Consider the following 19,150-nt stretch of genomic DNA (forward strand, 5'->3'; position numbering starts at 1 on the left):
GTCTTCGGGAACTCGATGACCGCGCACGCGCCGCCTTCCGCACGATCCTCGAGCGTCAGCCGGCCTTTGTGGTCCTCGATGATCTTTTGACGATCGCCAGACCAAGGCCGGTGCCGCGCGCCCGGGTCGTGACGTATGGTTCGGTCAGGCGCTCACGCAGGTTGGGCGGCAGGCCGACGCCGTTGTCGCTGATGCGCAGCTGGATGGCGTCTGGCCCATCGGCGATGGCAATCGTGATTTCGCCCCCGGCCGCGCCATCGCCACGCGCCTGGATCGCCTCGATGCTGTTCTTGATGAGGTTGGTGAACACCTGCGTTATCTGTCCGCGGTCGCAGACCATGGTCAGGTCCGGGTCGGCGGCTGTCAGCGTGAAGCGTACCTGCGGATTGGCCATTTCCGCGAGCAGGATCGCCTGTTCGGCGACGCCCCGGAGTCGCTCCGGTTTCAGGTCCGGCCGCGGCATGCGCGCAAAGGCCGAGAATTCGTCGACCATGCGCCGCAGGTCGCTGACCTGCCGGATGATGGTGTCGGTGCAGTTGTCGAACACCTGAACGTCGATCTCGATCAGCGGCATGTACTTGCGGCGCAGACGCTCGGCCGCGAGCTGGATCGGGGTCAGCGGATTCTTGATCTCATGTGCGATGCGCCGCGCGACGTCGGACCAGGCGGCCCGGCGCTGGTCCGCGAGTTGCTCCGTGATGTCATCAAAGGTCAGCACGTAACCGCCATGGGCACCGCCCTGGGCGCGCACCTGCACCATGAGCGTGCGCTGATGGCGCTCGAGCGCGACCTCGCCGGCGGCAATGTCCTGCGCCGCATCGCGGGCTGTCTCGAGCATCGCGGCAAGTTCCGGGCTGATGTCGGACAGACGGCGACCGATCAGTTGCTGGTCGTCCATCCGCAGCAGGTTCATGGCTGAAACGTTGGCGAGTCCGACCACGCCCTCGCTGGAGACACCGAGCACGCCGGCCGACACGCCGGACAGCACGGCCTCCGTGAAGCGGCGGCGCTCGTCCATCTGCGCGTTCGTCGCCATCAGCGCGCCGGTCTGGCTTTCCAGCTGCATGGCCATGCGGTTGAACGAGCGGGCGATGCGGCTCAGCTCGTCCGGACTGCCGCGAATCGGCACCCGGGTCGCCAGGTCGCCCTTGCCGACCCGCTCGGCCGCGCGCATCAGCCAGCCAAGCGGCGTCACCCAGCGGTTGGCAAGCGCAAGCGCCGCCCAGATCGTCGCGAACAGGATCAGCAGCGAGACGATGACCAGAATGACGGTGAAGCGCAGTTGCAGGCTGCTGCGCCGCTCCAGCAGGCTCTGGTAATCCGATTTCGCCACCTCGGTGCGTTTCACCTGCTCCAGCACCTGCGGCGCTGTCTTGCGGCTGACGAACAGGAAATGCCCGGGCGCGCGGGTCAACTGCACGATCGCCTGCACGCGGTCGGAATTCTCACCCGCCAGCACCACCAGTTCCCCGGCCTGGGCGCGCGCCACATCGCTCTCCGCCAGGCGCCGGGTTCCGGAGTCCGCGCCCCGGCGAATAGCCACCAGCGCGTCCATCGCGCCGTCCTTCAGCGTGAATACCACCGCCTCGGTATAGTCGCGGGCGATCGCCTGCCACTGCACGGCCTCCGCGAACTGGGACGGGTTTTGGATCAGGCTGCCGGCATCCCGGTCGAGGTCGACGCGAGTCGCCAGAATGTCGTCGCGGATGCGGTCCTTGTTCTCGACCACATAGGCCTGCGCCACCTGGTCGGCGTTCTCGAGCACCGTGCGTACCCGATCGGAGAACCAGAATTGCAGGCCGAATTCGAACAGCAGCGTTGCGAACACCGCGAGCAGGATCGTCGGGATCACCGCCACCAGCGAGAAGAAGCCGATCAGCCGCAGGTGCAGCCCCGCCCCCACCAGCCCGCGCCGACGGTTGGTCAGCAGCAGCACCAGCCGCCGCATCACGAGCATCGCCAGGCCCATGACCGGCGCGATGTTCATCAGGATCAGCCAGGTCATGCGATGGCTGGACGTGATGGCGAACGGCGCACCGCGCTGGGACAGCAGAAGGTAAGTCGCAGCGCCGCACAGCAGCGCCACGATCACCAGCGTGATTTCCAGGCGAGACCACAGGTGGTTGCGGTTGGCCCAGCGTGTGAATTGCCGTCGCCAACGCCGGAATGCGTCTGTCCGCGCAGCTGGTGCCCCGTATCCCACCGACATAGGGGCACCCTAACGGGTTTGTGCTGAACCGCAACAACAGTGTTGCGCATTTAACGCAGGTAGACGCAACAGACTCTCGATCCACCTCAGCCTGATGGCCGTGGGCCCATTGAAGGCGCGATGCTTGAACCCGCTTCAACGACGCTTGAGCGCCCCTGCCTTGATGTTCAGATCGTTGAGTTTCTTGCGCAGGGTGTTGCGGTTGATGCCAAGCAGGCGCGCCGCGCGCAGTTGGTTGCCCCGGCTGGCCGTCATCGCGAGGGTGAGCAGCGGGCGTTCCACTTCCTCCAGCACGCGGTCATAGACGCCATCCGGCGGCAGGCCGGGTTGAAACGCCAGAAAATACCGGCTCAGGTGGTCCTCGACCGTCTCAGCCAGGCCGGCGCCGTGCCGGCTGCGGTGGGGCGCGGCCGGTGTCGCCGGGTCTGCAGCCTCCGCCAGTTCCGCTTCGATTACGGCCGCCGTGATCTGGTCCTCGCGTGCCAGCGCCGCCAGCCTGCGCATCAGGTTCTCGAGTTCGCGGACATTGCCGGGCCAGCTGTAGTCGCCCAGCCATTGCACGGCGCTGGCGTCCAGCGTCTTTGCGGCAGGCCGATCCGGGCCGCCTGGCGCAGGAAGTGGCGCGCGAGTTCGGCAATGTCTTCCCCGCGCACCCTGAGCGGCGGCAGCCGGATCGGCACGACGTTCAGCCGGTAATAGAGGTCTTCGCGAAAGCGGCCGCTGTCCGCCAGCTTGCGCAGGTCGCGATTGGTCGCCGAGATGATGCGCACGTCCGCGCGTTGCGGGCGGCTCCCGCCGACGGTTGTGAACTCGCCCTCCTGCAGGACGCGCAGCAGCCTTGTCTGCGCCTCCAGCGGCATGTCGCCGATTTCATCAAGAAACAGGGTGCCGCCCTGCGCCTGGCCGAAGCGCCCGACGCTGCGTTGCGCAGCGCCGGTGAAGGCGCCGCGTTCGTGGCCGAACAGCTCCGATTCGATCAGGTCGCGCGGGATCGCCGCCATGTTGATGGCGACGAACGGTCCGCGCCGCCGCGGCCCGAGATCGTGCAGCGCGCGCGCCACCAGTTCCTTGCCGGTGCCGGATTCGCCGAGAATCGCGACCGTCAGATCAGTCGGGATCACCCGCGCCATGGTGCGATAGACATCCTGCATGGCCGGCGAGCGGCCGATCAGGGCAGGTCCTCGCCACCCTCCTCCCCGCCGTTCTCGCTGGTGCCGCCACTGCGCTCGCGCGCGACCGCGCTGTCGACCGCCTTTTCAGTTCGTTGATGTCGAACGGCTTGGGCAGATAGTCGAACGCCCCTGCCTCCGTCGCCCGTACCGCCGTGGTCAGCGTGTTCTGCGCGCTCATCACGATCACCGGCAGGTCCGGCCGGCGCGCATGGATGCGCGGGATCAGGTCGAGGCCGTTCTCGTCCGGCAGCACGACATCGGTGATCACCACATCCCCGAGCCCCTCCACGACCAGCTTCCACAGTCCTGCGGCGGTGTCGGCGACCTTCACCTCATAGCCGCCACGCAGCAGGGTCTGCCGCACCACCGTGCGGATCGCCTGGTCGTCGTCGGCCACCAGAACGGTCCTGCTCATGCCCTGCCCCTCGGTAGATCGGCAGCAGAACCCGGAACGTGGTGCGCGCCGGGTCCTGCGTGCGGTGATACTCGACAATGCCGCCATGGTCTCTCACGACCTTGGCGACCAGCGCCAGCCCGAGCCCCGTGCCGTTCGGCTTGCCGGAGACGAACGGCTCGAACAGGTGGTCGATCAGATCGTCGGCAGCGCCCGGCCCGTTGTCGGTCACGCACACTTCGAGCGGCACGGCGATGCGCCGGTTCGAACCCTTGACCGCGACCTTCATGCCGTGGCGAAAGGCTGTGGACAGCACGATCTCACCGCCCGGCTTCGCCACTGCCTCGGCCGCGTTCTTCAGCAGGTTGAGGAACACCTGCACCAGTTGCTCACGGCTGCACAGCACATCCGGCAACGACGGATCATAGTGTTCCTTTACGCTAAGCCCGCGTGCGAAGCCCACTTCGCCGAGCTGGCGCACATGCCCGAGGATGGCATGGATGTTCTCCGGCTGGCGGGCGAGCGGGCGCGCGTCCGTGAAGATTTCCATGCGGTCGACCAGGGCGCGGATGCGATCCACCTCGGCGCAGATGAGCTGCGTCAGCTCGCGCTCTGTCGCGCCGACGCCTTCCTCGAGCAGTTGCGCCGCGCCGCGGATGCCGGACAGCGGGTTCTTGATCTCGTGCGCGAGCATGGCTGCAGCGCCGACCACGGCGCGCGCGCCGCCCTTGTGGCTCTGCTGGCGTTCGATCATGCGTTCGACAGCGCGGCTCTGCACCCCGATCAGGACCAGGTCCGGCCGGTCGGCCAGCGGCCGCGCCCAGATGTCGGCCACCAGCCGCACGCCGTTCAGCAGGCCGATCTCGACATCATACTCGACAAACGACGCCTGGTGCGCGCGTGCCTGGGCGATCAGCGCCAGCAGGCTGCTGTCGGCCGGCAGGGCCGCGGCGAGCCCTTTGGTGCGCAGCAGCGCCTGCGGCACCTGGAACTGTTCCTCAAGCGCGGTGTTGGCGAAGCACAGCGTGTCGTCCGCATCGACGCACAGCAGAACCTGCGGCAAGGCGTTCAGCAGGCTGGCGGCCTCGGGTGCCGTCATGCCGCCAGGCGGTCGAGCAGCGGCGCATAGAAGTCGACGAGCGTCGCACGCGCCGTGCGCGCATCCTCGATCTGGTTGATCCGGTTGCGGAACTCTGCCGAACCATGCAGGCCGCGCGTGTACCAGCCGACATGCTTGCGTGCCATGTTGACGCCAGTGCGCTCGCCGTAGTGCGCCAGCATGGCGTCGTAATGCTCGATGACGATCCGGTATTGCTGGTCCAGCGTCGGGTCCGGCGTGCGGACGCCGCTGACCAGGAACCGGATCGCCTGGCCGATGAACCAGGGCCGGCCGTACGCGCCGCGTCCGATCATCACGCCATCCGCGCCGGACTGCGCCAGCGCCGCCGTCACATCGTCGAGCGTGACGATGTCGCCGTTGACGATCACCGGAACCGACACCGCCGCCTTCACCCGGGCAACGAACGCCCAGTCGGCGGACCCGGCGTACATCTGGTTGCGGGTGCGGCCATGGACGGTAATCATCCGGACGCCCAGGTCCTCGGCGATGCGCGCCAGTTCCGGCGCGTTGAGGCTGTTGTGGTCCCACCCATGCGCATCTTCAGCGTCACCGGCACGTCGACGGCCTTGACGGTCGCCTCGATCAGCCGGGCGGCATGGGCGAGGTCGCGCATCAGCGCCGAACCGGCAAAGCCGTTCACCACCTTCTTGACCGGGCAGCCCATGTTGATGTCGATGATCGCGGCCCCGCGGTCGGCGTTCAGCCTGGCGGCGTCGGCCAGCTTGTCCGGCTCGCAGCCGGCGAGCTGCAAGGATACCGGCTCCTCCTCCGGCCCAGGCGGCCTTGAGCAGCGACTGCCGGGTCTCGCGGATCATGGCTTCGGAGGCGATCATCTCGGAGACGGTCAAGCCACAGCCCAGCCGCTTGACCAGCCGGCGGAACGGCAGGTCGGAGACGCCGGTCATCGGCGCCAGGATCACCGGGTCGGCGATGGTCACCGGTCCGATCTGAAGAGGCTTGAGGCTCATGGGTCCTGCTCAAAAACAGGCAGCGGCTATAGCGGAGATGCGCCGCGCTTACAATCGGCCATCGCCGATGGCCTGATTGATCGCTTCAGATTGAAGCGATCTGACACGTGAATCACGGTCCAACTTTCTGAAAAGAGCCTGATTTACGCCACCGGTTGAAGCAATCATGCTTTCCGCCGCAACCGATCTTGCTCTGGGATACAGAAACTTGGGCCTGCGCGGCATTGGCGCACCAGGGGAGAGAACAACAATATTTTCCAATGCGGAAACAATGCTTCGCTCGCAATCTCACGGAATTTTAAGGATTTTTGTACTCAACAACAGGTCAGAAATTACCAAACCTGAGTGAGGGCTCATGTATAGCGGGATCAAACTTGGCGCGGCGACGCTCATTCTGCTCACGACCTCGGCATTTACGCAATTCGATGGCTTTGTCGCGGGTGTCGAGGCGGCAGCGCGCTCCACGCAGGCCCTGCTGGGCCTGAAGCAGAAATATCGAGCGCCGAGCGATATGCCGGTCCCCAGAAAATCCGCAGACACCGGAGAAAATCGCACTGGGGCGCAAGCTGTACTTCGACCCCTCGCTCTCCAAAACCGGTACCGTCGCCTGCGCTTCTTGCCACGATCCGCGCGCCGGCTTCGAGGACGGCAAGGATAGAAGCATTGGCGTCACCGGTGAACGCCTGCCGCGTCACTCGCCGACCACCATCAACCTTGCCTGGTCGGAGGCCTACTTCTGGGATGGTCGCGCCGCCAGCCTGGAAGAGCAGGCGCTTGGGCCGATTGCGGCGGAAAGGAAATGGGCATGCCGCATGACCTGGTTGTGTCCAAGCTCCAGGCCAACCCTGAGTATACGCGGCAATTCGCAGCGGCCTTTCCTGGTGAAGATATATCGATTCAAACGTTTGCGAAGGCGATCGCCGCCTTCGAGCGCACACTGACGTTCACCGCATCGCCCTTCGACGCCTGGCTGGCTGGGGACGAGGACGCCATTTCAGCCACGGCCAAGCGCGGTTTCATGGTGTTCAACGGCAAAGGGCGCTGCGCCGAATGTCATAGCGGCTGGAACTTCACCGACGACAGCTTCCACGATATCGGCCTCAAGAGCGAAGACCAGGGCCGTTACGCCATTCTGCAGATCGACGCGCTGAAGCATGCCTTCAAGACCCCGGGCCTGCGCAACATCCGTGAGCGCGCGCCCTACATGCACGATGGTTCACTGCCGACGCTGGCCAGCGTCATCGACCACTACAACGACGGCTTCGTGCATCGCGAAACCTTGTCCGATCTCATCAAGCCGCTTGGCCTGACCAAAGTGGAAAAGCAGAGCTTGTCGCCTTCCTGGAGACCTTGAGCACACCGGTACCCGAAGATCTGAAGCACGACGCGGAGAAGATGGATAAGTCCGCCGCTCTCGTCACCGGTAATACTTCAGGCGGTAGATAAACCTATCTCCCTTGTGGTATGAGCATAACGGGCAAATACCCAAACCGTAGGGCATCAAGCAGGGGTAAAGTATGAAATCCTCAAATGTACTTATTTTTTCGGTCTTTCGATATCAGCCTTGGCGATTGCTGCCGCTGGCCTTGCGCCTGCCGTTGTCAGCCAATCTAATAAAATGTTTTCCGTTGCAAATTTACAAGTAAAGATCGGGCAAAAGATCATATTTAAAAATGATGACAATGTGCCTCATAATATATACTCACTGGTAAACGGCTCAAAAATCGATGCAGGGCTTAAAAACCTGGAGAAAACACAGAGATATCTTTCGATAAATCTGGTAATTTTCGAGTTGGGTGCGCCATTCATCCGAAAATGAAACTAGATGTCGAAGTTACCAACTAGTTGTCGAGGGTAGCCATGCGTATATTTAAAAGCTCCTCCAAGGCAGACGAATCAGCCTGAACTCCCAGGCGTTCGCTGTGATTTCACTGATTATTCTCTCTGTCGGTACGCTCGGCGGCGCGACATTCTATTTCACCAATAAATTAATCAAAGCCCGAGCAGATTTTTGAAAAGGCCTGCTCGGCGTCAGCCACGCCCGCCTCGCCCAGAAAAACGCACTGCAGTTGCAGATGCCGGATTACCAGGCGGATATGGAACTCTTCAAAAGCGAATATGAAGACATGCGCTCGAACGCCGAAATCGCGCTCGAGCGGGCCTACAGTAAAGATACTGCTGACTCCGCCCGCAAGGTGATCACCGACATCAAGTCGCTCAATCCCGAAATACTCAGCAAGAACCCTGAGCAGCTTGCTATGCTTGCAACTGATGCCGATGTTCTTGCAGAGTATGCGAGCGCGGATGGTTACATGCTGAAAACCGCGATTGACGAAGCTGCAAAGCAAGACCGGCTGGTCATCATCGTCCTGGGCGCGACTTGCATCATGCTCAGCGTTCTGGCTGCCATCTGGATATGCTTGGCCTTGTTGATGCCGTTACGCCGCGTCATGCGCGATATGCTGGCCCTGTCCGAGGGCACAGCGATTGAAGCCTTCGCCTGCGCCAGCCGCGCGGATGAAATCGGCGATATGGCCCGCGCGCTCCAACGCTTCGACGCCACGACCCGCCAGGCGCGCGAACTCACTGAACAGCGCGCGGCGGCGGAACATCAGGCGCATCTCGCCGAACAGGCTGCGGCGGCGGAATGCGCGCGCGTCAGGGCGGAGGCCGAGCGGCAGCATCTGGAGGAGATGTCGCGCGTCGCGGAGCAGCAGAAAAAGAGGTCGAGGCCCTGCTTCATATTTTGAACCAGGAAATCGGCGACGTCACCGCGACCGTGGTCGGCGATATCGAAAGCGATCTGACGGCTTTGCAGAAGGCGGAGGCGGCGCTCCGGGCGACACAGGACATCAGTTCGGAAGCGGAGGAACTCTCGGCTTTCGCTGGAAAGCTGTCCCAGGACGCCAGCGCCAGCAATACCCAGGTCATCGAGGTCAAATCCGCGTCGCAGCAAGCCTGTCAGAACATATCCACCGCGCAAACCCGTATGGAAACCTCGCTTGCCGACGTCGCCATCATGCACAATTCGGTCACGCAGATGGTCGAGACTGCGCGCCGCATCGAGGAGATGCTGAACCTGATCGAGGATATCGCCGAGCAGACCAACCTGCTAGCGCTGAACGCGACGATCGAGGCGGCACGGGCTGGCGAGGCTGGCCGCGGCTTCGCTGTGGTCGCCAGCGAAGTCAAGGCGCTGGCTGGCAAAACTTCGAATGCCACCGCGTCGATCCGTACGCTTGTCGAAGATGTCGACAATACGACCAAGGGTACGCATGCCGCCATCGCAAATCTCTCAGAAACGGTCGACCAGGCTGCACGGATCATCCGCAACACCGCGGAGGTCCTGGATCAGCAAAACTGTAGTATGGACAGCGTCCAGGGTAATTCCTACAGGGTGGAGCAAAGCAGCAACCGCGCCCTCGAGCGCACCAATATCCTCCTGCAGCGCAACCGGCAAAACGAGAACCATTGTCAGCACTTATCCGATGCTACCACCAAGATTTATGACCGCCTCGGCAGCTTGCAGGGCGCTCTAAAGGAAATACTGGATAAAAGTACGCTCAATGCCGCATGATAATATATCGTGCTATGCTTGCTCAACATATCCAAGGAGGCATAACCTTGCGTGAGTTTTATATTTTACTACTATCGGTATTGACTCTTTTCCCATTCCAGACATGGGCAAAGGAGTACACAATCTATATTGTTACCGACTATGAACGTTCGCGCATGGCATTCGAACCCAATTACATCGTCATCAAACCTGGCGACAAGGTCACCTGGGTGAACAAGCTCGCAGAAACCCATAATGTCATGACCTACCCCGACGGCTTTCCCGAAGGTGCCGCTGGTTTCGCCAGCCCCTTCCTCGAGCAAGCCGGCCAACGCTGGTCGCATAGCTTCACCAAGGTCGGAACTTACGAATACCATTGCGTGCCGCACATGTTCATGGGCATGCGCGGCAAGGTGATTGTTGGCAGCCCGAGCAAGCCTGCCGCAATGCATAAGCCAAAACCCGAAGAAGTCGTCGCCTATCGTAATATTCTTCTAGAATATTTCGATGCCGATCAGATCGACGCCCAGATGTCGAAGCATAACCATTAGACCCTTCCGTTTTGATTGGATCACTTTTGGTGAGGCAATCAAAACGGACAAGAAGGGTCTACACAAAGAAGAAACAATCAAGATCTAGAGCTTGATGACTTTACATTGATCCATCCGTCATCGCGAGGAGCCGCAGGCGACGCGGCGATCCATGGAAATACTGGTGTTCCTGGATTGCTTCGGCAGCTTTGCCGCCTCGCAATAACGATTCCAGCAAATGTCATTACGCTCTAGAACTGCCCCTGCCAGCGCAGCTCGCTGCACGTCGCCGTCGCGCCGCCCCGGTGTATTCGGCTGGTCGGTCTGGTAGCGCAGTTCTCCGGCGATATCGCCCCAGCGGGTGGGGAAATTGGCCCCGAACTCGCCGATCCAGAGCCGTTCGGTATTCCGGCTGATGTGAAAGCCGGGCGTGTCGGTCACGTTGATGTTCGCGCGCCGAAGCGCTGCACTCAGGCGGTTGTTGCGCGGATCGGTTATGCTGGCGCTAAGGCTGTAAAGCTGGGAGTCGCCATCCAGGCTGAACCCGATCGGGCGGTCCTTGAAACTGTAGCCGTCCCGGTAGATGAAGTTCAGATACGTCACGCCCGGACTGCGGCCGTTCGGCGTATTCTCCCCGAAGTAGCGCACGCCGTAGGTGTCGGTCCACTCGATCCCCGCCGACCAGGTCCAGCCATCCAAGCCGCCGGACAGCCGCCCGCCGGCCAGATAGGAATAGACGTCCGGCAGAATGGCCGGACCGCCGCCGTCTTCCGCCAGCGCCTGCGCGTAGACCGTGCCGGTCATCGTGCGGCCGACCTCGCCGCCCCAGCGTGCATCGAAGGACACCAGCTGGTTGCCCGGCTGCTGTTGCGGATCGGACACATTCTCCGTGCCGGCCGCAATGAAGGACCGCGTGAAGGTGGAAAAGCTGCACGGCGCCCCGAACCGCACAGCTGCGCCGTGCGCGAGACTGCAAATTCGAACTGCGATACCGGCTTGAAGGCGAAGCGGAAACTGTGGACCAGCGGGTGTTCGAAATCCGTACGGTCGCCGTCCAGGCGGCCGACGAAAACTCGAAGCTCCACGGCCCGAGCCAGCGCAGCACCGGCACATCGAAGGCATAGGGCTGCATGCGCTTGATGCCGACCCTCTGGAATGGGCGTGTGCTGTTGGACAGCAGCAGCGCGCTCTCCTGGCCCGGCCCCCACCAGCTCTCGACGGTGCCGACATAGACGCCCCAGTTGCCGAAGCTATGGACGCCATAGACATCGTCGAAATGATAATCGACCCCGACTGGCCATGGCGATAACCGACGCCATAGCTGACATAGCTGTTCTCGCTGAAGTTATGCTCGACCCGGACGCTGCCCTGCGCATCCTCGCGGTTGGTGTCCGCGAAGGTGCGCACCAGCTTCGAGTCCGTGCCTGCGCCCAGCTCTGCGCTCACCAGCGTCGATTGCTGGGCCAGATCCATATGGCGGCGTATGCGGTTGACCCGCACCACCAGATGCGGCGGCAGCTTGTCGATCTGCCAGCGCTCCGACAGGGCCGCGATCTGCCGCCAGGGCAGCGGCCAGCTGGTGATCGGCCCGCGAATCATGCCCGCGTCGGCCAGCGCCTCGATGTCCTCCCGCAGCTGCCGGTCGCCGACCTCTGCCCATGGCCTGGCGAGTGCTGGTGCGGCCAGCGTCAGGGTGGCAGTCGCCAGCAGGGTGGACAGGGCGCGGGATAGGCGGAGCGTCATCGGGGTCTCGTGTTTGAGGCATCCCAATGTGCTAACGGGCGGTGGTCCCCGGCGCAACAGAAGGTGCGGCCAAGTATCAGCGCCGGCCACGCCGATGCAGCAGACGTGGCGGCCGCTGGGCAAACGCCGGCTCCGGACGGTCCGCGAGCGCCAGACGCAGGGTGCCGGTCAACACGTCGGCATCGACCAGCCGCACGTCCAGACGCATGCCGACCGTATAGCGCACGCCCGTCGAGGCGCCCTCGAGGCTCTGGGTCGCGTCATCGACGTGGAAGCGCTCGTCGCCCAGGGTCGAGATGGGCACAAGGCCGTCGCCGCCGCTCTCCACAAGTGCTACGAACAGGCCAAAGCGGGTCGCGCCAGTCACCCTGCCGGGCATGACGGCCCCGATGCGGCCGGACAAGTATTGCGCCACATAGCGATCGATGGTGTCGCGCTCGGCCATCATGGCCCGGCGTTCGGTCATGGAGATGTGATCCGCCGTTGCGCCGAGGCTGCGCAGGTCCTGGTCGCCAAGCCCGTCCTCGCCCAGATCGAGCGCGCGCACCAATGCCCGGTGCACCAGCAGGTCGGCGTAGCGGCGGATCGGCGAGGTGAAATGCGCATAGGACGCCAATGCCAGGCCAAAGTGGCCGACATTGTCGACCGAATAGACTGCCTGGGTCTGCGTGCGCAGGATCTGCTCGCTGATTTCTTCGACGGACTGGGAGCCAGCCGTCCGCCGGAGGATATCGTTGAACAGCGCCGGCCGCAGGACCTGACCGAGCGCCAGCGGCACACCCAGCGACTCAAGATAGGTCTTCAGCGCCATCACCTCTCGCGCGGCGGCGCTTCATGGATACGGTAGACGCACGGGAACGCGGCCTGCTCCAGCGCCTTGGCGGCGCTGACATTGGCGGCGATCATGAAATCCTCGACCACCCGGTGCGCATCGAGCCGCTCGCGGCGGCGAACCCCGACCACCCGACCGTCTGCGTCCAGTTCGATGCGCTTCTCCGGCAGATCGAGGTCAAGCGGTTCGCGCCGCTGGCGCGCGGCATCGAGCGCGCGCCAAGCCCCCACAACGGCTCCAGGAGCGGCAGGGCATCGCCCGCCTGCGCGTCGATCACCGCCTGGGCGTTCTCGTAGGCGATGTTGGCGGCAAGCCGGATGCGGGCGCGCTCGAACCGGAAACCGGTCACTGCGCCGCGCGGCCCCACGCTCATGTGGCAGACCAGCGCCGCCTTGTCCGTGCCGGCTTTCAGCGAGCAGGCGTCCGCCGACAGCGCCTCGGGCAGCATCGGCACGACGCGATCCGGGAAATAGGCGGAGTTGCCGCGTCGGTGCGCCTCCCGGTCGATGGCGTCGCCGGGGCGGACATAGTAGCTCACGTCGGCGATGGCGACCGCAATGCGCCAGCCGCCACCCTCCACGGGTTCGGCCCAGATCGCGTCGTCATGGTCGCGCGCGTCCAGGGGATCGATGGCGACGAACGGCATGGCGGTCAGGTCGGCGCGTGCCCCAGCGGCCGCGTGGCGGCGCGCGCTGCCTCCGCAAGCGCCGCGTCGTCGAAGCGCGCCGGCAGGCCATGCTGCGATATCGCGATCAGCGACAGCGCGCGCGGACCGAACGGATCGCCCAGGCGCTCCAGCACCCGCACATTCTGCAAGCCAAGCGCCCTGTGGCGCGCCATCGGCTCGGCAGAGACCAGCTCGCCGACCCGTGCATCCCCGAGCATGTCTTCCGGGATGTTGAATTCCATGCGCAGTCGCTTGTCGGTCGGGATCAGCCGGAAGTACGCACCTTCCGCCTTGACGACCCCCAGCACCAGTTCAGCCACGCGCTCAAGCCGCTTCAGCACCTGCGCACGCGCCCGGCCCGGCTGCCCGTCGATGCGCGCCATGAAACGGTCGCCCAGACCCAAAGCGGCAGTGCGCGGCCGGTGCTTCTGGCCAGGGTGCGGGCCCCTCGCTCACCCGGATGCGCGGCGGTCGGTCCGGCCCCGCCCACTGCTCCGGCTCGGCATAGACGTCGCCGTCGCTGCGCACCTCGACCACCTTGAGCACGCCGACACGCGGCAGGCTGCCGGCAACGCCGTAGCTGCGCGCCGGACCGCGCTGCAGAGCCCCATCCGCCTCCATGTCCTTCAGCAGGGCGCGCAACGCACCGCGATCCCGCACGCCGAATGCTTTGGCGATATCGCGCTTGCCGACCGTGGCCGGCGCAGTCTCGATGAAGCGGCGGATCTGCTCGCGGTCGGGCAGCCCATCGGCCGAGGCGGCGATATCGGGCCGGCCCTGACCGCGCTTGCGGGTCATTTCGCCTTCGCCGCGCGTCCAGCTTTGGCCGTCTTGGGCTTGGTAGCCTTGGTCTTGGCGGCCGTGGGCTTGGTGGCCGTGGGCTTGGCGGCCTTGGCCGGTGTCTTCGCGGCGGCGGCCTTGGCGGGCTTTTCGCCGGCGCTTTCCTGGGCGCTGCACGCTTCACAGGCTTCTTGCCCCCACCCTTGGCAGCCCGATCGGCGATCAGCGCCAGCGCCTGCTCGAGCGTCACCGCCTCGGGCGACACATCCTTGGGCAGAGTGGCGTTGGTTGTGCCGTCGGTCACATAGGCACCGTAGCGGCCGTTCATCACTTTGATCGCCGCGCCCGCCTCGTTGGCGCCAGATCGCGCAGCGCCGACGGCCCGGCCCGGCCCGGCCGGTTCGCCTTGTCGGCAAGTGCTACGACCGCCTGGTTCATGCCGATCGTCAGTGCGTCCTCGGTTGACTTCAGCGACACATAGGCCCCGTCATGGGCGATGTACGGCCCGAAGCGGCCGATGCTGGCGGTGATCGGCTTGCCGGTTTCCGGATGCTGGCCGATGGTGCGCGGCAGGCTGAGCAGTCGCAGCGCCAGTTCCAGCGACAGCGCCTCGGCCGGCACATCGCGCGGCAGGGAGGCGCGCGGCGGCTTGGGCGCGCCCTTTTCCGCCGGGTCCTCGCCAAGCTGCACATAGCGGCCGAAGCGGCCGGTGCGCAGGGTAACCGGCAGGCCGGTCGCAGGGTCGGTCCCCAGCAGTTGCGGCCCATCGTTGGCAGCATCCGCCGTTGCGTCCTCGGCACCGAACGGGCGGGTATACTTGCACTCCGGATAGTTGGGCAGCCGATGAAGGCACCAAACTTACCGGTTTTCAACGACAGCCGACCTTGCTGGCAAGTCGGGCACAGCCGTGGATCGCTGCCATCGGCGCGGGCCGGAAACAGCAACGGCTCGAGAAACCGGTCCAGCGCCTCGACGACGTCCGACGGGCGCTGATCGAGGATTTCCTTGGTCTTGGGCTGGAAATCGGCCCAGAAATCACGCAGTACCTGCTTCCACGCGAGGTCGCCGGCGGAAATGGCGTCCAGCTGGTTTTCCAGGTCGGCGGTGAAATCATAGCCGACATAGCGGGCGAAGAACTTTTCCAGAAACGCCGTCACCAGCCGCCCCTTGTCTTCCGGCAGGAAGCGGTTCTTGTCCATGCGCACATAGGCGCGGTCGCGCAGGGTCTGCAGGATCGAGGCATAGGTCGAGGGGCGACCGATGCCCAGCTCCTCGAGTTTCTTGACCAGCGAGGCCTCGGAATAGCGCGGCGGCGGCGTGGTGAAATGCTGGGTCGCCTCGACCGCCTGCGGGTCCGCCTTGCCGCCCTCGGTCAGCGGCGGCAGACGACGGTCCTCTTCGTCCGCGCTGTCGTCGACCCTCCTGATAGAGCGCCAGGAAGCCGGGGAACAGCACGACCTGCCCGGTTGCGCGCAGGCCGGTCTTGCCGTCGGCGGCTGCCAGGTCCGCCGTGGTCCGCTCCAGGCGGGCGCTGGCCATCTGCGAGGCCAGGGTCCGCTTCCAGATCAGCTCGTAGAGCTTCGCCTGCTCGGGCGACAGCGCGCGGCGCACGCTGTCCGGCCCACGGAACAGATCGGTGGGGCGGATCGCCTCGTGGGCTTCCTGGGCGTTCTTGGCCTTGGCGCTGTAGGCGCGCGGCTTGTCCGGCACATAGTCCGGGCCGTGCTCGCGCTCGATCAGGCGGCGCGCGGCGGCGATCGCTTCGCCGCTGATCTGGACGCCGTCCGTGCGCATGTAGGTGATGAGGCCAGTCGTCTCGCCGTCCAGCGTGACGCCCTCGTATAGCTGCTGAGCGATCCGCATGGTCTGGCTGGCGGTGAAGCCGAGCTTGCGGGCCGCTTCCTGCTGCAGGGTCGATGTCGTGAAGGGGGTGCCGGGTGGCGCTGGACCGGTTTTTTCTCGACGCTGGCGATCGTGTAGCGACCGGCCGCGACATCCGCCTTGGCCGCCATGGCCGTGGCCTCGTCCGGCAGGTCGTACTGCCCGAGCTTGGCACCGCGCCACTGAACCAGGCGCGCGTCGAACACCTGGCCCTTCTCGTCGCGCATGCTGGCGCCGATCGTCCAGTACTCGCGCGCATGGAACCGCTCGATCTCGGTCTCGCGTTCGCAGATCAGACGCAGCGCAACCGACTGCACCCGCCCTGCCGACTTGGCACCCGGCAGCTTGCGCCACAGCACCGGCGACAGGGTGAAGCCGACCAGATAATCAAGCGCGCGCCGCGCGAGATAGGCGTCGATCAGATCGGCGTGCAGGTCACGCGGGGCGGCCATCGCCTTGGTGACCGCCGACTTGGTGATCTCGTTGAAGGTCACGCGCTGCACGCCGCCCTTGGGCAGCGCTTTCCGGGCGCGCAGCACTTCCATCAGGTGCCAGGAAATCGCCTCGCCCTCGCGGTCAGGGTCGGTCGCGAGCACCAGGCGGTCGGCACCCTTGAGCGCGTCGACGATCGCTTTGACCTGCTTGCTCTTCTCCGCCTGCACCTCCCAGTGCATCTGGAAGTCGGCGTCCGGCTCGACCGAGCCGTCCTTGGGCGGCAGATCGCGCACATGGCCGTAGGAGGCGAGAACCGTATAGTTGCCGCCCAGATATTTGTTGATGGTCTTCGCCTTGGCCGGCGACTCGACGATCACAACGTCCATGCAGTCAGGCCTCGCCTCTCTGGCCGCATCCGGCCGAACGGGCGCGAGCGTTACTCGAAGCAAGCAGGCAAGCGCAATCCCCAGATTTCACAACGCTGGCGCAACAAGACTCACCCGATTGCCGGCATGCCGGACCAAACGGCCTGCCAATTCAAGCTCCAGCAGCGCAAAGCGACCTGCCCCGGCGGGACATGCGACCAACGGACCAGATCGTCGATCGGGACCGGCGTGACCGAAAGCAGGGCCAGAACCGCCGCGCGCGCCGCATCGTCCGGCTCGCCATCATCGCATGCTTCAGCCACAGTAAGCGGCGGCGGAGCATATGGGCCGGCAAGCGGTGCCAGACATTCCAGAACGTCCGCAGCGCTGGTCACGAGGGTCGCGCCGGTGCGGATCAGGTCGTTGCAGCCTTGCGCGCGCGGCTCCAGCGGCGAACCTGGCACCGCCATCACCTGCCGGCCCTGCTCCCCGGCCAGCCGCGCCGTAATCAGCGAGCCGGACTTGGGCGTCGCCTCCACCACGACCACCCCGAGCGACACCCCGGAGACGATACGGTTGCGCCGCGGGAAATGCCGTGCCTGCGGCTGCGCGCCCAGCGGTTGCTCCGACAGCACGACCCCTTGCTCGGCGATCGCCGCCTGCAGTGCGTGATTTTCGGGCGGATAGACGACATCTGCGCCCCCTGCCACCACGCCGATGGTCCCTCCCGCGGGTGCTGCCAGCGCGCCCTTGTGCGCCGCGGTATCGATGCCGCGCGCAAGGCCGGAGACAACCGTGCAGCCGTGCGCCGCCAGATCGCGGGCGATCGTGCCGGCCAGACGCAGGCCGGCGGCGGAAGCATTGCGGGCGCCGACCATAGCGACAGCCTGCACCTGCAGGGGAGAGCCGGCCCAGCGCCAGCAGAACAGGCGGCGCGTCGTCGATCTGAGCCAGCAGACCAGGATACTCCGCCGTGTCGACGAACAGCCAGCGGCCGCCGAGCTTCAGGCCGGCCGCGAACTCGGCTTCCACGGCCTGCAGGCTGGCCAGGGTGAAACGCGAGGCACCGCCGCGCCGCGCAAGATCCGGCAGCCGCTCCAGCGCATGACGGGCACTGCCGAAGCGCGCCAGCAACTGCCGGTAAGTGACCGGGCCAACCGTCTCCGTGCGGATCAATCGCAGGCGCGCACGCTGCTCGTCATCTTGCAACATGCGAAGAACAGTGCAGGCGACTCGCGCCCGAAGTCAAACCGTCTGGTGCACGAGCGTCCTGAATCTGAAATCAGTTGCACCCAATATCATAGTGGAGCGAACTTCGATCCACGACACAAGGGACTTGCACGCAGATCGACGCAGGTTCAGCGGCGCCGCAAGGCCTCGACAACGTCATCCCAGCTGAAGCGGGTCCGGGGCCGCATCCCCGGGTTCTGTTTTTCGCGCCGATCCGGGGTTCCGTGCCTGCGCGCAGGCGGGCGATGTTGGCGCTGTGTTTGAACCAGACCAGCGCCGCCATGACCACGCTTGCCGCCACCGCATCGGTACGGCCGAGCAGAGCCGTCACCACCGGCGGCACCAGAACGGCGACAAGCGCGGCGAGCGAGGAATAGCGGAACAGCCGCGCCACCAGCAGCCAGGCGAGTGCGACGCCGGCAAAGGCGACCGGCGACAGCGCCAGCATCACCCCGATGTAGGTGGCGACGCCCTTGCCGCCCTTGAACTTCAGCCAGACGGGGTAGAGATGCCCGAGGAAGGCCGCCACGCCGACCAGTGCCGACAGGCCCGGGGCATAGGCCAGCGCCAGCCACACGGGACTGCGCCCTTCAGGGCGTCCAGCAGGAGGGTGGCCGCCGCCAGCCCCTTGTTGCCGGTGCGCAGCACATTGGTCGCCCTGATATTGCCGGAGCCGATCGAACGGATGTCGCCCAGGCCAGCGGCCCGGGTGAGCAGCAAACCATAGGGCACAGTGCCGCTCAGATAGCCGGCCAGCAGCCAGAGGACGACACTGCCGCTACTCTCCAAGGCAAAAACTCATTATCCAAAATCCCACATGTTTCGAAATCACTGCATAGCGCCCCAACTTGTCGACACGCAAGGAACGGCCTACAGACGCGGCGATGACATCGCCGCCCGACCGTTTCTGCATCGCCCTCGCGCAGATCAACCTCAGCGTGGGCGACTTTGCCGCCAATGCGGCCGCCATGCTGGCGATGCGCGCGCAGGCCCGCACGGCGGACGTCATCCTCTACCCGGAGCTGGCGCTGGTCGGCTATCCGCCGGAAGACCTGGTGATGAAGCCGGCGCTGCAGCAGGCCGCGGCGCGCGCGCTGGAGGAGCTGGCGCGGCAGACGGCGGACGGTGGCCCGGCAATGCTGGTCGGCACCTGCCATGTCGAAAACGGCAAGACCTACAATGCCGGCGTCGCCCTGCTCGATGATGGCCGCGGTCCTACGTTCTGAATGCGGATGCGAACATGGCCGCCCGGCTGCCGCAGTGGCGTG

Annotated in this window: 12 protein-coding genes and 8 pseudogenes; 7 read left to right on the plus strand and 13 right to left on the minus strand. The window is 65.1% G+C overall.

Going from position 1 to position 19,150, the window contains the following annotated elements:
- Nucleotides 1-55: 55 nt before the first annotated feature.
- The 4 genes and pseudogenes from E6W36_RS16955 to dusB form a co-directional block, all read right to left on the minus strand.
- Entirely contained in the window at nucleotides 56-2,209 is a 2,154-nt protein-coding gene (locus E6W36_RS16955) for a sensor histidine kinase NtrY-like (RefSeq protein WP_222873366.1), read from the minus strand.
- Nucleotides 2,210-2,344: 135 nt separating this feature from the next.
- Nucleotides 2,345-3,796, minus strand: a pseudogene (gene ntrC / locus E6W36_RS23885) (nitrogen regulation protein NR(I)).
- On the minus strand, nucleotides 3,714-4,874 hold the full coding sequence (locus E6W36_RS16965) for a two-component system sensor histidine kinase NtrB (RefSeq protein ID WP_222873367.1): 1,161 nt from the start codon (nucleotides 4,872-4,874) through the stop codon (nucleotides 3,714-3,716). The pseudogene ntrC and the gene E6W36_RS16965 overlap by 83 nt, the downstream one beginning before the upstream one ends.
- A pseudogene (gene dusB, locus E6W36_RS16970) lies at nucleotides 4,871-5,863 on the minus strand (tRNA dihydrouridine synthase DusB). Before dusB ends, E6W36_RS16965 begins: the two are co-directional and overlap by 4 nt.
- 566 nt (nucleotides 5,864-6,429) lie before the next feature.
- Between dusB and E6W36_RS19945 the strand changes: the two are divergent.
- The 5 genes and pseudogenes from E6W36_RS19945 (at nucleotide 6,430) to E6W36_RS16995 (ending at nucleotide 9,970) form a co-directional block, all read left to right on the plus strand.
- Nucleotides 6,430-7,217 (plus strand): annotated as a pseudogene (locus E6W36_RS19945) (cytochrome-c peroxidase).
- 210 nt (nucleotides 7,218-7,427) lie between these two features.
- Complete coding sequence (locus tag E6W36_RS16980; RefSeq protein ID WP_222873368.1) at nucleotides 7,428-7,682, plus strand: cupredoxin domain-containing protein; 255 nt, start codon at nucleotides 7,428-7,430, stop codon at nucleotides 7,680-7,682.
- Nucleotides 7,683-7,932: 250 nt separating this feature from the next.
- On the plus strand, nucleotides 7,933-8,613 hold the full coding sequence (locus tag E6W36_RS16985; RefSeq protein ID WP_222873369.1) for a hypothetical protein: 681 nt from the start codon (nucleotides 7,933-7,935) through the stop codon (nucleotides 8,611-8,613).
- A complete protein-coding gene (locus tag E6W36_RS19950; protein ID WP_281277386.1) occupies nucleotides 8,610-9,440 on the plus strand; it encodes a methyl-accepting chemotaxis protein in 831 nt (276 codons plus the stop codon). Before E6W36_RS16985 ends, E6W36_RS19950 begins: the two co-directional genes overlap by 4 nt.
- Nucleotides 9,441-9,487: 47 nt before the next feature.
- The gene (locus E6W36_RS16995) at nucleotides 9,488-9,970 is read left to right on the plus strand and encodes a plastocyanin/azurin family copper-binding protein (RefSeq protein WP_222873371.1); all 483 of its coding nucleotides are present in this window, start codon (nucleotides 9,488-9,490) and stop codon (nucleotides 9,968-9,970) included.
- Nucleotides 9,971-10,087: 117 nt separating this feature from the next.
- On the opposite strand, the pseudogene E6W36_RS17000 reads toward E6W36_RS16995, so the two are convergent.
- Nucleotides 10,088-11,171, minus strand: a pseudogene (locus E6W36_RS17000) (capsule assembly Wzi family protein); the annotation flags it as partial.
- A gap of 125 nt (nucleotides 11,172-11,296) precedes the next feature.
- On the opposite strand from E6W36_RS17000, the gene E6W36_RS23890 reads away from it, so the two are divergent.
- The gene (locus E6W36_RS23890; RefSeq protein WP_222873399.1) at nucleotides 11,297-11,680 is read left to right on the plus strand and encodes a hypothetical protein; all 384 of its coding nucleotides are present in this window, start codon (nucleotides 11,297-11,299) and stop codon (nucleotides 11,678-11,680) included.
- 88 nt (nucleotides 11,681-11,768) lie between these two features.
- On the opposite strand, the gene E6W36_RS21245 is transcribed toward E6W36_RS23890, so the two are convergent.
- From E6W36_RS21245 to plsY, 8 genes and pseudogenes are all read right to left on the minus strand, one after another.
- Complete coding sequence (locus E6W36_RS21245; protein ID WP_281277571.1) at nucleotides 11,769-12,503, minus strand: RNB domain-containing ribonuclease; 735 nt, start codon at nucleotides 12,501-12,503, stop codon at nucleotides 11,769-11,771.
- Nucleotides 12,503-12,754 (minus strand): RNB domain-containing ribonuclease, encoded by a 252-nt coding sequence (locus E6W36_RS21250; RefSeq protein WP_342776717.1) that lies wholly within the window; start codon nucleotides 12,752-12,754, stop codon nucleotides 12,503-12,505. Before E6W36_RS21250 ends, E6W36_RS21245 begins: the two co-directional genes overlap by 1 nt.
- A 92-nt stretch (nucleotides 12,755-12,846) precedes the next feature.
- Nucleotides 12,847-13,170, minus strand: a pseudogene (locus tag E6W36_RS22540) (RNB domain-containing ribonuclease); the annotation flags it as partial.
- Nucleotides 13,171-13,175: 5 nt separating this feature from the next.
- Nucleotides 13,176-13,574, minus strand: a complete 399-nt coding sequence (locus E6W36_RS19965) for a hypothetical protein (RefSeq protein ID WP_246047865.1) — start codon at nucleotides 13,572-13,574, stop codon at nucleotides 13,176-13,178.
- Nucleotides 13,516-13,989: a hypothetical protein gene (locus E6W36_RS19970; protein WP_246047866.1), complete on the minus strand. Its 474-nt coding sequence runs from the start codon at nucleotides 13,987-13,989 to the stop codon at nucleotides 13,516-13,518. Before E6W36_RS19970 ends, E6W36_RS19965 begins: the two co-directional genes overlap by 59 nt.
- Before the next feature lie 124 nt (nucleotides 13,990-14,113).
- A pseudogene (topA, locus tag E6W36_RS17010) lies at nucleotides 14,114-16,673 on the minus strand (type I DNA topoisomerase); the annotation flags it as partial.
- A gap of 87 nt (nucleotides 16,674-16,760) precedes the next feature.
- A pseudogene (dprA, locus tag E6W36_RS17015) lies at nucleotides 16,761-17,864 on the minus strand (DNA-processing protein DprA).
- A 70-nt stretch (nucleotides 17,865-17,934) separates the two neighbouring features.
- Nucleotides 17,935-18,614 (minus strand): annotated as a pseudogene (gene plsY / locus E6W36_RS22545) (glycerol-3-phosphate 1-O-acyltransferase PlsY).
- A 152-nt stretch (nucleotides 18,615-18,766) separates the two neighbouring features.
- Between plsY and E6W36_RS17025 the strand changes: the two are divergent.
- The gene (locus E6W36_RS17025) at nucleotides 18,767-19,108 is read left to right on the plus strand and encodes a nitrilase-related carbon-nitrogen hydrolase (RefSeq protein WP_222873373.1); all 342 of its coding nucleotides are present in this window, start codon (nucleotides 18,767-18,769) and stop codon (nucleotides 19,106-19,108) included.
- The last annotated feature ends 42 nt before the right edge of the window (nucleotides 19,109-19,150 follow it).

This window comes from Hankyongella ginsenosidimutans (assembly GCF_005144965.1).
Taxonomy (GTDB): domain Bacteria; phylum Pseudomonadota; class Alphaproteobacteria; order Sphingomonadales; family Sphingomonadaceae; genus Hankyongella; species Hankyongella ginsenosidimutans.